The following is a 13,855-nucleotide window of genomic DNA, read 5'->3' on the forward strand; positions in this document are numbered from 1 at the left end:
CGGGCAGGGCGTGCGAGGCTCAGTCGTCACACTCGGGCGGATCCTTGCAGGCGGTGCCGATGCCCTGTGGCCTGGTCTCTTCGGAGAGCAGCAGTTGCGCGCCCTGCGTCACGATCTGGTCGCCAGCCCTGAAGCCAGTCGTCACCATGAAACCGTGATCGCCTTCGTTGGCCGCCGGCACGTAGCGCCGCGTGAAGCGGTCGTGCGCCGTACGCACGTATGCCCAGGTCTCGCCGCCGTACCACACCACTGCCTGCCCGGGGATCAGCAGCCCCGCAACGGCTTCGTTCGATGTGGGCACGCGCGCGCTCGTGCGCAGGTTCGCGGGCAGCGCAGTGCCGGCGACGTAAAACCATGGCATGCCCTGTACGGCTGGATCGGCGAGGGGTGACGCAGATAGCCTCTGGGCGGGCACTGTGCCGCCGCTGGGCGTATCGACCGCAATGCGCTCGGGCGGCGTCTTCCCGAAGCTGGATGGCAACGTCACGCGCAGCACAACGGACTGACCCGCCTCGAGGCGCTGAAACAGCGTCGAGGCCGGGGCCGTTGCCGCGTTCGCGAGTGCATCGCCGAACTGCTGCCGCATCGTGCCGTCAAGACCGTTCAGCGTGACCCGGGCGGATTGCAGTTTGGCCGCGTCGCCCTGCATCGTCGCCTGCGCGGCCTGGAGCGTCTTCTGCGAAACATTGCGGTCGTCGGCGAAGAGCGTACGGCTGCCTTCGTACTGCGTGCGTGAACTGGCTGCCTGCGCGGCGAACGTGTCGACGTCGGCGCGTGCGCTGGCGAGGCGGTTGCGCAGATCGAAAAGCGGTTGCAGATCGATGACCGTTGCGTCCGCGCTGATGCCGGGCTGGCTCGTGACGGCCGCGAGCGGCGCGACTTCGATGTGGCCGGCGCGCTGCGCTTCGGGGCTCACGACCACGACCGTCTCGCCGTTGACCGTCTGCACCGCGGCCTGGGGTGCAGATGGCGCTGCTTTGGCAGCCGATGCACCGGAGTCGTCGAACGCCTGGTTGATGATGTACCAGCCTGCGCCGGCGCAGAGGGCCAGCGAAAGAACGATCAGGAAGATCAACCGGTATTTCATCGCGTTGCGCCCTCACTGAGGGTAGGGCTCCTTGCTTCGTGGACGAGGGGCAACTGCATCGCATCTTCGAGTGCGCCGGCGGCCTGCTGCAGCGCGACTTCGGCGTCTAGACGGGTGGTTTCACTCGTTTGATAGTCGGCTTTCGCCTGCGTGTAGGTCAGCCGGTCCGCATTGCCGCTCGCGAATGCGGCCGCCTGGCTGTCGAGCTGGCGACGCGCGCTCGCCAGATGGGCGTCGGAGATCTGCAGCGCTTCGCCGCTCGCCTGGTAGCGCGCCAGTGCGTGCGCGAGGTCGCCGATGATCCTGTCCTGCAGCGCGCCGGTGCGGACCGCTGCTTCCTTGCGCTTCGCCTCGGCCTGTTCGATGCCCCCCTGGTTCTGGTCGAAGATCGGCAACGTGATGCCGGCCAGTCCGAAGGCGATCTTGTTGGTGCCGGTGTCGTAGGTGTAGCCGGGACCGAGATGGATGTCCGGATACTGTTTTGCGACCTCGAGCTGAAGCGCCGATTCGGCCGCGGCGTAGTCGGCCAGCGAGGCGCGCAGATCGGCGCGATGGAAGATCGCCGCGCGCTGCGCGTCCGCCGCCGGTGGCGCAGGGGCGGTCGTGCCGAAGTCGCTCAGGTCGAGCGTCACGCCGTCGAGCGCGGTGACCGGTACGCCGATGGCGGCGGCCAGTTGCGCGCGCGCGTCTGCTTCGGCAGTTCGCGCGGCGGCCAGATCGCTCTGGACCTGGGTGTCGGCAAGCACCGCCGCATCGACATCGGGCTGCGAATACTGGCCGGCTGCGAGTCGGTGGCGGCTCATGGTTGTGATCTGCCGCTGGGCTTCCGCCTTCGTAGACAGCAAGGCGATGCGTGTACGCGCGGCGTACAGGGCGAGCATGGCGTCCCTGACCTGAGCACTGACCGTCCATGCTGCAGTGATGACATTCAGCCCGGCAGCCTCAGAAAGGTGGCTCGCCTGGTCGACGCGATAGCCGCGCTTGTGGGCGGTCTCGATGGGAATATCGAGCGAAGGACCCCATGTGAAGGGCGCCCCGGGCCCTGGGTTGGGCGTATTGAACTGGAACGGCAACTGCAGGACAGGGTTGGGGATCGCATTGGCGACATCGATGCCGGCCTTGGCCGTAGCCCATTGCGCACGGGCCAGGTCGAGCGCGGGGCTGTAGTAGAAGGCCGCGAGGGTCAGCAACTCGCGGTTCCAGGCGGCCGGCGGCCACGGGCGGACATCACGGCCGGCTTCGCGCGCGATCCAGGCATGCAGTTCCTCGCCCGCAAGCGAGCGCTGCTCGAATTGCCGGGCAATCTGGTCGGGGGCGATCGGCTGGGGATGATAGGTTGCACAACCGGCCACGCCGGTCAATACAATGAAGACAATCGATCGCGCGCGGCGCATTCTGGCATTCCATCCCGGACGATGTGCCACCCACGCGGGCGGCTTTCGGGTTGGAGGCTACGCCAGCGGTTGTGAAGTTTTCGTCAAGAGCCCGCCCGATCCGGGGGAGACGGGCTCAGGTCCGGCTCACAGCCGGTAGCCGAAGCGAGACACTGGTTCCTCTGCCGGGCTCACTGCCGATCTCGATTGACCACCCGTAGCGCTCGCACAGCTTCCTGACGATAGACAGGCCGATCCCGACCCCAGGCGTCGGGGTATCGGGCGATGGTGCCTGGTAGAACCGGTCAAAGACATGCGGGATCGCATGCGCCGGAATGCCGGGTCCGGTGTCCTCGATGTAAAGCCAGCCGTTGGCGTAGCGAAAGTGCAGCCTTCCGTGGTCGGTATGCCGCACGGCATTGTCGATCAGGTTGGATAGCACGATCGCAAGCGCAGGGCGGTTCGCCACGACACGAAGTTCGCCGTCGATATCGATGATGGAATCGAGTCCCTTTTGCTCGAGCCGTGCGGCAAACGGTGCCAACGCGGTTTCGATCATCTTCGCCATGGCCACCGGCTCGACTTCGCGTGCAGAGTCCTCCCGCGCGAGCATGAGCAGCGCGTTGGCGAGTTCGCGCATGTTGTCTGCTGCCCGCTCGATCTGCTGCAGACGTGCGCGCGATTTGCCCTGGATCGCCGTATCCTGCTCGAGCAGTTCGCAGCTTGTCTTGATGGCCGTGAGCGGCGTGCGCAGTTCGTGGCTGACATTGCCCGTGAACTCCGTCTCGCGCGCCATCATGTCGGCCATGCGCTGGTGGTAGTCGTTGAACGCCTCAACGAGACCGACGAGTTCCGTTTCGTCGTATTTGCCGGGATGGATCGCAGCCGATTCACCCAGCCGCAATGTCTTGACCTGCCGGGCGAGTCCCGCGACCTGGCGCACCAGCAGTGCGGAAAGACCAAAGGATAGCCAGATCGTCAGGAGTGCAAAGATGCCGGTGCCACCCATCAGGGCGTTGATGATTTCCTTGAAGTGCTTTTCGTAGATGTTGAAGTTATAGACCCGGTACAGGCGTGCTGTGCCCATGGACGCAATGGCGACGTGGATCTCCCGGTCGTCGATAATGATCTCGTGCGTACCGAAAGGCAAAGTCCTGACGGTTTCGGGCAGGGCAATGGGCACGCGGTCCGCACTCGAAACGTAGCCATTCAGTCGTACGTCGAACGGTGGCAGCAGCGCGGGATTGGCCTGGTAGCTCTTGATCACACTCGCCATGTCGTCGCGGATGAGCGCCGCGATCAGTCTCTCCTCCTGCGCTTCGGCCAGTGCTCGCACGCCCAGCGCCTGGGCGACCAGCAGTGCAATGGTCAGCACCGAAAAGAACAGCGCGACCTTGAATCGCAGGCTATTTCGCATCATCACCACTCGCCACGAGCCGGTAACCGACGCCATGCAGCGTTTCAATCACATCCGCTTCACCGGGCCCGCACAGCGCCCGGCGCAGCGTATAGATGTGCGTGCGCAGCGTGTCGCTGTCCGGCAGCTCTTCTCCCCAGACTTCGGACTCGAGCTCGGCGCGCGTGAAGGTGCGATGGGGCGCCTGCATCAGGATACGCAGCAGGTGCAGGCATTTGGGTGGTAGCTTGACCGGACGTCCGGCGCGTCCGACGGTCATCGTCGAAAGGTCGAAGCGCACATCCGCAAACCGGAGATCCATGGTGGCGACCTGACCGCGATAGCGCCTGATCATGGCGCCAAGCCGTGCGCCTACTTCCTTCAGGGAGAACGGCTTGACCAGGTAATCATCGGCGCCATGCACGAATCCCGCGAGCTTGTCGTCGAGCGCGTCGCGCGCGGTCAGCATGAGCACTGGTGTGTCCCGGCCCGCCTCCGCTCGCAGCCTGCGACAGAGCGTGAGCCCGTCCATGCCGGGCAGTGACAGATCGAGCAAAATGGCGTCCCATGTGTCGGCGAGCGCCATCTGCAGCCCCGCGTTGCCACTGGAGGCCACGTCGACGTCGTAACCGCCTGCCTCGAGATAGTCATACAGGTTTGCGGCAATCGAAGAATCGTCTTCGACAATGAGCACCTTCATGGACATCAGTTCGTCACCCTCGGGGTATCGGGAAAGCTGATGCTACCGCAGTTCTTCCATACGTTGCGGCTGCGTAGGTCGCGATTGATTCGTGTTTCCGCTTCGCCTGCCCGGTGGCCCGCATGGACGTACCATGGCGGTGCGGCGCGATGGAAACACGGGTTGCGCTGCGCCCATCAGACGCGTGGAGATGCGCCATGAAGAGCCTCCCGAATATCCGCCCGACGCTGACTGCGTTGGCGCTCCTGCTGGCGGGATGTGTCGTCGGCGGCGTGCCACAAAGCGCGCCACAAAGCGGGCCACATCTGAGCCCGACGGAGTGCCGTGACCTGGCCGCGCTCAGAAGCAACGCGCCTCCCACGATGGCGCAGCACCAGAGCGAACTGGCGGCCCTGAGGAAAGCGGGCTACGACCCGTCACCCTGGTACGACGACCCATACTACCCGGACGATCTGCAGGCGGCGCAGCGTCTGGTCGACTATTGGTTCAACACGGAGTGTCACCCGTCTCCACCCCGGTGAGAAAGGGGAATTCGGTCCACTCCCCGCCGACAACGTCGAGTTCTGCTACCGGGTCTCTCGCGAGTGACCTATTCTGAAAAGATTACTGGAGGCTGGTTTTCTTCTACGCATTCGACAGGAGGTGTGCCATGTCGATGTCGATCACTTTGCAGGAGCGCCTGCGCAGCAAGGGCTCGCGCTACGAAATCGTGCGCCACCCATACAGTCATTCGAGCATGGAGAGTGCTGCTGCGGCGCACATTCCCGGCGACCGCCTTGCAAAAACGGTGCTGCTCGAGGACGAGCACGGCTATGTGGCCGTCGTGCTGCCCTCAACCTATGCCGTGCAATTGTCCGAGCTTTGGAACAAGACAGGGCGCAGGCTCGCCCTTGCCACGGAGGACGAACTGCGCGAGCTGTTCAAGGACTGCGATGCGGGGGCGCTGCCGCCGATCTGCGCAGCGTATGGAATGAAAACCTACCTCGAGACGAACCTGGCCGGCCAGCCGGACGTCTACTTCGAGGCGGGCGATCACGAGGAACTGGTTCATATGGAAGGGGACCAGTTTCTGGCGCTGATGGACGACGCGGAGCGAGCCCATTTCGCAAGGCGCATGCGAGGCATGGGTGGACGTGCGTGAGTGAGTAGTCGAACGGCGTGCGTTCAGGCAGGCGCGGTGCCGATTAACCCCATCGCGCCGGGCAAACGCATGCCCGCTTCGCGCGCATCGGGCGCAAGCGCTTCGTGAAAGCGGCGGTGGCGGCGGAGACGACCTCCGCCGGCTGGTTGCGCAAGCAACGGTTCACGGCGCCATCCTCGCTATACTCGAGGTGCCAGTTCGAAAACAGGAGAGAGAAAATGCCTATCGCCAGACAAATATCGGCCCTGCTCGTCGCGGCTTCGCTCGGGATTGGCACAGTCACACCAACCTTCGCGCAGGACGACGCTTCGGGTGCAGCCACTGCCGTAGTGCCGGGGGGCGCGTCGTCTGCGAAGCCAACCAAGGCGGAGCGCAAGCAGGCCCGAAAGGAAGCCCGGGCGAAAAAGAACGCCGAATTGAAGAAGCTTGAAGCTGCGGGCTATCAACCCGGGCGCGCCAATGATCAGAACTATCCGCAGGATCTCCAGAACGCGGAGAAAAAGGCGGGGATTGGGCAGGGCGCCAGTCAGTAGCGGCCGAACGCCGTGTGCGTGCCAATTGCGCTGTGAACTGCGCCGGCGGCGCGCTGGTTTTCGGCTGAAAGGCCAACCCATCGTACGAGCAGTCGATCGAGATGGGTCTCCGCCCGTGGCGTAGATCTCCCTCAAAAATCGGCATGCAGGGTAACGTACGCGCTAAGGGGTTCACCGAGATAGGCGCCGGCCTCATTGGCGGCGATGAAGTAGCGGCGGTTAGTCAGATTGTGGACATTGAGATCCACGCCCCAGTGGTTCGCCTGATAGCCGAACGCCGCATTGGCGATGACATAGGACGGCACCGAATTGATGTTCGAGATATCGCTGTACACCTTGCTCATGTAATTGATGCCCGCTCCGACGTGAAACCCGGGATGTCCCGCGATCGCGAACGTGTAGGTAGACCACAGATTCGCCATGAACGCGGGCACGTCCTGCGGACGGTGGCCGACCGCCGTTATCCCTTGGGGATTGCTCGTGACATAGGCGTGTTGAGCCGTGAAATTGGCGATCACGTGCCAGTGATCCGTGATGCCCGCGTCGAGAGACGCCTCGCCGCCTCGTGTGCGCTGGCTGTCGTACACGACGGTTTCGATGTTGTTGACGGTCGTCGGCGTCGCCACGTTGTCGCGCGATACGTCGAAGAGTGCCGTGTTCAGCACGTATTGGCCGTCGAGGAATGAAAACTTGACGCCTACCTCGTACTGCAGCGCCGATTCAGGCGCGCCGATGCCCGTCTGCGTATTCTCCGAATTGAAGTTCGTCAGATAGCTTTTCGATAGTCCGAAATACGGCGACATCCACGGCGTGAGCTTGTAAAGCGCGCCGATATTCCAGCTCACCGGCGCATCGTTGCGCGAGTAAGTATTGCCCGCCAGTATCGGTACGCCTTCGTTGTCCACCCGGCCGGGCACGGTGATATTCGGTGTCAGCGAAGTTTGCCACCAGTCCTTTCGCATACCGACGCGTATCTTCAGCTTGTTGGTCGCATCCACCTGATCGGTGGCGTACAGGCTGTAGAAGTTTGCAACCAGATGATCGTTGTCGCACGAATGCTTCGCATCGCAAAGGAAATGCAGGCTCGCAAGCGACGTTTCGGGCGGCACCGGCGCGAACACATCTTCGATATTCGGAAGGTCCGCCGTGGAGCGATCGGTATTGATGGTCTGACGCTGGTACTCGAACCCCGTCAGCAGCGTGTGCTTGACGCTGCCCGTTGCGAACTTCCACACCGGTTCGAGCTGATAGTCGAGCGTATTGTCCGAATCGTTTTGCTGGCGCAATTGACGGTTGACGACCTCGTTGCCGACCACCTTCGTTTTCGAACTATCCCCATTGCCAAAGAATTCCAGCGAGCGGTGCAGGAACGACAGCCGGTTGTTGATCGTCAGCATGTCGTTGACCCTCCACTCGTCGGTGAGAGTCGGGCGAACGTAGCTTGCGCGCGCATAGGCGAACGGCGTCGAATACTTCGCGTCGAACGGAACGTTCCGGATGGGGGTGCCGTTGTAATAGATGATGCCGTACGAATCTGGCGTCGAGCGGGAGTCCTGCGCCTCGAGCGAAAAGTCGATCTTGTGGTTGCCGACTTTCCATTCGACTGCAGGACGGATTTCCTTGTCCCAGTACGACAAGCTGCGGTAGCCGTCCGACCTTGCACCCGTCGCGTCGACGCGATAGTTCAAACCGGAGAGGCCGGTCGGCCCCGCGACATACGCGCTGCCCCAGACCGTGCCGAATGAACCGGCCTGGACGCTGCCGCCATACTGAAGCGTGGGAGACGGCGTGTAATGGACGATATTGATCGTGCCGCCCGGCGGGCCACTGCCGAAGAGTGACGAACCCGGTCCTTCGAGAACCTCGATGCGTTCGACGCCGTTCAGCGAATGCGAAACGCCGTTGACCTGATCGCCGTCGGAAAACCCGTCGGTGTAGATCTGGGCCTGGAGGCCGCGGATCATGAAGTGATCGAAGAAGCCCTTGGCATCCGGTCCGCCGGAGTTCACCCCGGTGGCGTTGCTGAGGCTCTGCTGAAGCTTCGTGGCGCCTTGCTCCTTGAGCAGCCCGCTGGGGATTTCCTGCACCGTCATGGGCAGGTCGCCGATCGGGGTTCCGGTCTTGCTCACGTCTGCGGTCTGGTCAGGATCGTTGACGTTATCGGGCGCGGTCGTCGGTCTGGTTGCGCGAACAACGACCGCATCCAGTGTCGATGGCGTTTGCGTTTGCTGGGCCTGTTGAGCTTTCGCTGCACTGGAAAAAGACAGCGTTGAAAACGCAACCGATACGGCGATTGCGATGCGAGACGGGGACGATTTCATTAACGTCATCCTGTTTTTGGGGATTTCTGATAGTTCGTCGCCCCCTATATTCTTGAATGCAAATGACTTGCATATGTAAGCTGCAAATAGACAACGGGAGAGCCGTTTTACGAACGGCCCGCCCGCTACCTCGAAGCAGGTTGGCGAAGCAATGGTCTATGGTTTGGGATCGGTGACGAATCCGATCTTCGTCAAGCCGCCTGCATAGGCAGCGGACATCACTTGTGCCACCGCTTCGTAGGCCACCTTGCGATCTGCGCCAAGCCGCATTTCCGGCAGAGGATTCTCGTGTGCCGCCGCGGCGATCTTCGCGCGCAACGCGTTGGGTGCTACTGGCTCCCCGTCCCATAGCACGGTGCCATTGGCCTCAATCGACACATTGACCTGCGCGGCCTTCGCGTCCTCCTTCTGGCTGCTTGCATGTGGTAATTCCACTTTTACCGCATGGCGCAGCGCAGGGATCGTCACCATGAAGACGATCAGCAAAACCAGCATGACGTCGACGAGCGGCGTCATATTGATTTCGCCCATCAGCCCATCGTCTTCGTCGTCACTAAATGGGGTTATGGCCATTGCCGTATCTCGAGGTCAGTCGCTACCGGTCGCGAGCCGCAGGCCGCTGTCGTGGACCGACGGCGAGAGGCTCGAACCTGTCATGAAGTACGCGTGCAGCCGATGCGCGAACCGCCTCAGCTTTCCGGCTAGCGACCTGTTGGCGCGCGTCAGCGCGTTGTAGCCCAGCACAGCGGGAATGGCGACGAAGAGGCCGAACGCCGTCATGATCAACGCTTCGCCGACGGGGCCCGCGACCTGGTCGATCGACGACTCGCCTGTCGCGCCAATTGCCAGCATGGCGTGATAGATGCCCCACACCGTACCCAGCAACCCGACGAACGGCGCGGTGCTGCCGATCGATGCCAGGATCGAAAGACCGCCCTGCATTTGGGCGACACTCTCGTCCATCGTGTCTTTCAGGCAGCGCGTTATCCAGTCCGACACGTCCATGCGTTCGCGCAAAAGCGGCTGCGCGCTGCGATGATGATCGGCGGCCTCCTTGCCGGCCAGCGCGAGCGCGTGAAACGGGTTTTCCCGCGCCGTGCTTGCGCGGCTTTCCGAATGCAATGCACTGTCCGGGAAATCGTCGAGTTGTGCGATTGACTGATCGATGTCCCGGGCCAGTCTATTGAGTCGGATGACATTCCAGCCCTTGACGATGATCACGCTCCATGAGAGCACCGACATGACCAGCAGTGCGAGCGCGATGCCGCGCGACAGGAAGTCTCCGGCTGCCAGGAAGTGCGAAATACCATAGTTTTGCATGGCAGGTTCCCTATAAACGTCCGCGCTAGTTGTTCAGGGCGAATACGAAAGGAACAGACGTCGGCACACGGCGCGGCGTACCGTTCTCGAGATACGGCTTGCACATGCTGTCGCGCACGGCGGCAAGCGCCGCTTCGTCGAGTCGGCTGTGTCCACTGCCGCTTTTCAGTTCCACGGATTCGGGCTGGCCCGTCAGTCCCACGATGAATTTCACCATCACAGAGCCTGTTTCGCCTCGTCGTTGCGAGAGCGTCGGGTAGGGCGGCTGTGCGATGCTGCAATGCAGATGCGAGATGTCCTGCGGAGCGGCCAGTGCGATTGTTGGGCGGGCGGAGTCGGCATCGGGCGACGATGCGGCGGCTTCCGGTGCGGCGGCCACAGGTGCTGCCGGTGTCGGGGAGGCGGTGGCGCTCGACTGTGCCGCCACGGGTTCGGTTGCAGCGAGCCTGCGCGGTGATGGGGCCATGGTTTCATGCAGCGTCGTCACATGATTCGTTTTCCTGATATTTTGCGGATGCGCCTTTGGCTTCGCAATGTCGGAGGATGTCGCACGGTGCTCGATCCGGGAAGGAGGCGACTGGACGGCGGCGGATGCCGTAACCGGCGCGGGACTCAGCAGTTCGGCCGTGATCGTGCGCGGCTTGGCGGCCAGCGGCACAGGGTCGTTGCGAGCGCTCCGCACCACCGCGAATAGCGCCACGTGAATGGCAGCGACGACAACGATGGCGCTTGTTGCGCGGACATTCAGTCTGTTGGGCGATGCCGGCTCGCGATCGGCAATAGAAGGAAGCGAAATCTGCATGCGGTAGATCCGGTTCAAGCGGTTCGCTTTATCGAACATCTGCGTAGAGCGTCGATGCCAGTGGGCGGCTGCCCCCAGGGACAGCCGCCCATCGATGCCAGCTACCGCGCGCCTGGCGCAGCGGACGTCACGACCCCATCAACGCAACGTCCGGACGACGTGATTCGCTCAATCGTCATCGTCGTCAGCGGCAGCGACCGTCTTCGCGCCATCGGTCGTGGGCTTCGTATAGACCGAGTGCGGCTCCGGATACGGCTTGTTGCCCATCACGCCCGCCCACAGTACGCGGTTGAACACCTCCGGCGGAACGCGATCTTCCCTGGAGAAGTCGAAGCCCTTTGTCGCGTTCGCCCAGTAGGTCGCGTCATGCAGCGGATGAATGTCCGGCCCCTGTGCATACTGGTTGCCGTCGTTGCCGCCCGAGGTTGGGCCGGTCGCCACGTTGCCCACGTTCGTGCCCTTCAGGATCGTCGACGCAACGGCGGTGTAGGTCCACGAACCGTCCGAGCCGGTGTCGAAGACGTCGGCCATCGGTTGCGCATACGCCGTGTTCAGGTCGATGTGCTGGGTGCCGAGCACGTCTTCCATGGTACGGACCGCGTTGACCTGGCTGTAGGCGGTGCTGACCACGGCGTTCTTCTTCACATACGCGCCAACGACATAGGCCGGAGCACGGTGCGAATCGACGTGATCGGAGCCGGCCTGCGAGTCGTCCTCGACCACCACGATCAGCGTGCTCTTCGCGTACGGGCTGTGCGCGACCGTCTCGATCAGCTTGCCCACCGCGAAGTCGTTGTCCGCCTGCTCCTGCTCAGCGGTGCCCATCTGGCCGACGTTCTGCGCGTAGCTGCCGGTGTGATCGGAACCCATGCGGACGAATTCAAACGACGGGAGATGGCCGTTCGCGACGTACTGCTGGAACTCGCGGTTCCATTCGAGTTCGCGGAACGTGTCCGGATAGGCCTGATCGAAGCCGCGATAGTACGGGTCCGTCAGGGTGACGAGCGACGGCTTGAGCGGGTAGACCTGAATGTTGCCGGAGGCAAACGGGGTGAGGAGGGGGCTGGCGATCGTGCCGATCGAGCCGGTGTTGTTGACCATGCCGCCGTAGTTGCGAACCGTACCGCCGGCTTGCAGCACCGCGTCGTAGATGCTCGCTTTCTGATAGCCGAACGGGGCATCCGGCACCGAGATATCGGCGATTCCCGGCAGCGCGTTGGCCGTGCCGCCCGGCAGCGACGACGTAACCGTGGAATAGGCGCCGCCCGAGGCGGTGTCGCGCATGGCAGTCGTGGCGAGGCCAACCGGCAGACCGCGGTTGGCGCCTTCGGACTCATACGACATGCCGCGGCTCACGCCAGCGTAGTTCTCCTGCTGCGAAACCTCCTCGGTCGGCGTGACGTGCGCATGCTGCACCCACGACCAGCCGTCCATGGAGCCATCGCCCGGATCGGTGAAGTTGTCGATCGTGACGAAGTTGCCGGCGATATTGTGGAAGTTCGGCGTGGTGGACTTGCCGTACATCGTCAGCGAGGGATCGCCGTTCGAGCCGTTGCCGAGGTCGCCGAGAATCTGGTCGAAGGTGCGATTTTCCTTGACGACGTAGATCACATGCTTGATGTGATTACGCAGGAAATGCATCGTCTGGCGATCGCTTTCCGACTCTCTCACCGAGTAGTGATTGTTCTCGGCGACCTGGCTGGTCAGCCGGGCAAGCACATCGCCCCGCGGGACCGGCGCGCTCACGAGGCTGCTCTGCTCGAGACCGAACTGGTACTGGGCCGAGGTCCCCGAGGTGTACAGCGGGTTCGGGCCGGTGTTCGACTTGCCGTTGATGATGTACATCTGCGACCCGTCGGCGCTCAGCGTGATGTCCTTGGGCGCATAGGCGGTCGGGATCAGGCCGGTGACGTGGTAGCCTTCGTCGCCATCGAGCGAGATCACGGCGATCGAGTTGTCGCCGTTGTTGACCGCATACAGGGTTCTGCCGTCGCGTGACACGGTCACGTTCACCGTGTCGCGGCCGCTGTACTTCTTGTTGTTGCCGTGGCCCTGATCGTCGCCATCGCCGTCGCCGGACTGGCTGGCGATGTCGATCGTCCTCTCGACCCGGTGGCTGGCGGTATTGATGACCGCTACCTGGTCGGTGTTCGCCACCGCGACGTAGAGCTTCGACTGATCCGGCGAGAGGGTCATGCCGTAGGCATTGCCTTTCACCGGGATGCGCGTGATGAATTGCGGTGCGGCCGGGTTCGACAGGTTCAGCACCACGACTTCACGGTCACGCACCGACGAGATGAACGCGGTGTCGTCGGATTTCAGCGAAACGGCCCACGGGTATTCGCCACCTGCGGCGCCTTGCGTGCCCGATGTGTTGAACGGGCGCAGATCATATTCCGACGTGACCGTGTTCGTCGTCGTGTCGATGATGGTGATCGAGTCGTTGTAGTTGTTGGCAACGACGAGGATCCGGCCATTGCCGGAGAGCGCGAGACCACCGGCGTTCGGCTTCACACCGTTGCCGATCCCCTTGCTGTGATTCAGGGCGATGGCTGCGGTCTGTGACCATTGTGCCGACGGAAGTGCCGACGGGCGGCTGTACACGTAGACCGCGTCATCAGCGCCGCCGGTGCCGTACAGGGTCTGGTTTCCATTCCAGACGAGGCCATCGAACGCGTTGTTCTGGTGGATGGCCTGGACGAACTTCGGATTGGCCTTGTTGGCGCCCGACACGTCGTAGATGAATATGTACTGGGTCGAGTCGGTCTTGTCGAGCGTGCTGTTGCTGGCGCCCGTGTAGACGGTGTTGTAGCCCGCCGTAATCACGGCCAGCGTGTTACCGTCCGGGCTGAGTTGCGACCGGATGGCGCCGCTGACGACCTGGGTCGGCTTTGCCGCGAGTTGCGGGTTGAGCAGCTGCTGCACAGCGCCCGGAATGGCTCTCGGGGAGATGAACTGGCCCGTCGGCAGAAGTTCCATGTTGCCCTGCGGCGGTGCTGCAAATGCAATACAGCTAGTCAGTAATCCTAATGCTAAGGCAGATTGAACGACGTTACGATTCATTTTGGTTCTCTCCAGATAATCAAAACAGAAACGCCAAATTCGATTCAAGCGGAATCATTTGTCAGGTCTGTTGCCCCTGATTGCGGAGACGTGCCAGCGATTGGACCAGGTGGGATGTA

At 62.8% G+C, this 13,855-nt stretch carries 12 protein-coding genes; 3 read left to right on the forward strand and 9 right to left on the reverse strand.

Annotated elements, in window-relative coordinates; translation table 11 throughout:
• Window positions 1-19: 19 nt before the first annotated feature.
• The 4 genes from AB4Y44_RS17530 to AB4Y44_RS17545 all read right to left on the reverse strand — a co-directional run bounded on the left by AB4Y44_RS17530 (window position 20) and on the right by AB4Y44_RS17545 (window position 4,556).
• The gene (locus tag AB4Y44_RS17530) at window positions 20-1,087 is read right to left on the reverse strand and encodes a metal transporter (protein WP_368700368.1); all 1,068 of its coding nucleotides are present in this window, start codon (window positions 1,085-1,087) and stop codon (window positions 20-22) included.
• Window positions 1,084-2,481: a TolC family protein gene (locus tag AB4Y44_RS17535; protein WP_368700369.1), complete on the reverse strand. Its 1,398-nt coding sequence runs from the start codon at window positions 2,479-2,481 to the stop codon at window positions 1,084-1,086. Before AB4Y44_RS17535 ends, AB4Y44_RS17530 begins: the two co-directional genes overlap by 4 nt.
• 115 nt (window positions 2,482-2,596) lie before the next feature.
• Entirely contained in the window at window positions 2,597-3,877 is a 1,281-nt protein-coding gene (locus AB4Y44_RS17540; protein WP_368700408.1) for a sensor histidine kinase, read from the reverse strand.
• Window positions 3,867-4,556, reverse strand: coding sequence for a response regulator transcription factor (locus tag AB4Y44_RS17545; protein WP_368700370.1), 690 nt, complete (start codon window positions 4,554-4,556; stop codon window positions 3,867-3,869). The genes AB4Y44_RS17540 and AB4Y44_RS17545 overlap by 11 nt, the downstream gene beginning before the upstream one ends.
• 197 nt (window positions 4,557-4,753) lie before the next feature.
• Here AB4Y44_RS17545 and AB4Y44_RS17550 point away from each other — a divergent pair, with 197 nt between their 5' ends.
• The 3 genes from AB4Y44_RS17550 (at window position 4,754) to AB4Y44_RS17560 (ending at window position 6,230) form a co-directional block, all read left to right on the forward strand.
• Window positions 4,754-5,077: a DUF4148 domain-containing protein gene (locus AB4Y44_RS17550; RefSeq protein WP_342924911.1), complete on the forward strand. Its 324-nt coding sequence runs from the start codon at window positions 4,754-4,756 to the stop codon at window positions 5,075-5,077.
• A 128-nt stretch (window positions 5,078-5,205) separates the two neighbouring features.
• Window positions 5,206-5,697, forward strand: coding sequence for an aminoacyl-tRNA deacylase (locus AB4Y44_RS17555; protein ID WP_368700371.1), 492 nt, complete (start codon window positions 5,206-5,208; stop codon window positions 5,695-5,697).
• A 218-nt stretch (window positions 5,698-5,915) separates the two neighbouring features.
• Entirely contained in the window at window positions 5,916-6,230 is a 315-nt protein-coding gene (locus AB4Y44_RS17560; RefSeq protein WP_342924913.1) for a DUF4148 domain-containing protein, read from the forward strand.
• Between the two features lie 131 nt (window positions 6,231-6,361).
• Here AB4Y44_RS17560 and AB4Y44_RS17565 read toward each other — a convergent pair whose 3' ends face one another.
• The 5 genes from AB4Y44_RS17565 to AB4Y44_RS17585 all read right to left on the reverse strand — a co-directional run bounded on the left by AB4Y44_RS17565 (window position 6,362) and on the right by AB4Y44_RS17585 (window position 13,652).
• Entirely contained in the window at window positions 6,362-8,359 is a 1,998-nt protein-coding gene (locus tag AB4Y44_RS17565; protein ID WP_368700372.1) for a TonB-dependent receptor, read from the reverse strand.
• Window positions 8,360-8,707: 348 nt separating this feature from the next.
• Window positions 8,708-9,124, reverse strand: coding sequence for a biopolymer transporter ExbD (locus AB4Y44_RS17570; protein ID WP_342924915.1), 417 nt, complete (start codon window positions 9,122-9,124; stop codon window positions 8,708-8,710).
• Window positions 9,125-9,139: 15 nt separating this feature from the next.
• Window positions 9,140-9,871: a MotA/TolQ/ExbB proton channel family protein gene (locus tag AB4Y44_RS17575; RefSeq protein WP_342924916.1), complete on the reverse strand. Its 732-nt coding sequence runs from the start codon at window positions 9,869-9,871 to the stop codon at window positions 9,140-9,142.
• Window positions 9,872-9,896: 25 nt separating this feature from the next.
• Window positions 9,897-10,712, reverse strand: a complete 816-nt coding sequence (locus tag AB4Y44_RS17580; RefSeq protein ID WP_368700373.1) for an energy transducer TonB — start codon at window positions 10,710-10,712, stop codon at window positions 9,897-9,899.
• 129 nt (window positions 10,713-10,841) lie between these two features.
• Window positions 10,842-13,652 (reverse strand): bifunctional YncE family protein/alkaline phosphatase family protein, encoded by a 2,811-nt coding sequence (locus tag AB4Y44_RS17585; RefSeq protein ID WP_368700374.1) that lies wholly within the window; start codon window positions 13,650-13,652, stop codon window positions 10,842-10,844.
• Window positions 13,653-13,855 lie beyond the last annotated feature (203 nt).

Source organism: Paraburkholderia sp. BR10937 (assembly GCF_040965695.1).
Taxonomy (GTDB): Bacteria; Pseudomonadota; Gammaproteobacteria; order Burkholderiales; family Burkholderiaceae; genus Paraburkholderia.

What these genes read in the sequence shown, in the direction of transcription:
- AB4Y44_RS17530 (WP_368700368.1), bottom strand. Translation starts at nt 1,087, where the DNA reads ATGAAATACCGGTTGATCTTCCTGATCGTTCTTTCGCTGGCCCTCTGC.
- AB4Y44_RS17535 (WP_368700369.1), bottom strand. Translation starts at nt 2,481, where the DNA reads ATGCGCCGCGCGCGATCGATTGTCTTCATTGTATTGACCGGCGTGGCC.
- AB4Y44_RS17540 (WP_368700408.1), bottom strand. Translation starts at nt 3,877, where the DNA reads ATGCGAAATAGCCTGCGATTCAAGGTCGCGCTGTTCTTTTCGGTGCTG.
- AB4Y44_RS17545 (WP_368700370.1), bottom strand. Translation starts at nt 4,556, where the DNA reads ATGAAGGTGCTCATTGTCGAAGACGATTCTTCGATTGCCGCAAACCTG.
- AB4Y44_RS17550 (WP_342924911.1), top strand. Translation starts at nt 4,754, where the DNA reads ATGAAGAGCCTCCCGAATATCCGCCCGACGCTGACTGCGTTGGCGCTC.
- AB4Y44_RS17555 (WP_368700371.1), top strand. Translation starts at nt 5,206, where the DNA reads ATGTCGATGTCGATCACTTTGCAGGAGCGCCTGCGCAGCAAGGGCTCG.
- AB4Y44_RS17560 (WP_342924913.1), top strand. Translation starts at nt 5,916, where the DNA reads ATGCCTATCGCCAGACAAATATCGGCCCTGCTCGTCGCGGCTTCGCTC.
- AB4Y44_RS17570 (WP_342924915.1), bottom strand. Translation starts at nt 9,124, where the DNA reads ATGGCCATAACCCCATTTAGTGACGACGAAGACGATGGGCTGATGGGC.
- AB4Y44_RS17575 (WP_342924916.1), bottom strand. Translation starts at nt 9,871, where the DNA reads ATGCAAAACTATGGTATTTCGCACTTCCTGGCAGCCGGAGACTTCCTG.
- AB4Y44_RS17580 (WP_368700373.1), bottom strand. Translation starts at nt 10,712, where the DNA reads ATGTTCGATAAAGCGAACCGCTTGAACCGGATCTACCGCATGCAGATT.
- AB4Y44_RS17585 (WP_368700374.1), bottom strand. Translation starts at nt 13,652, where the DNA reads ATGGAACTTCTGCCGACGGGCCAGTTCATCTCCCCGAGAGCCATTCCG.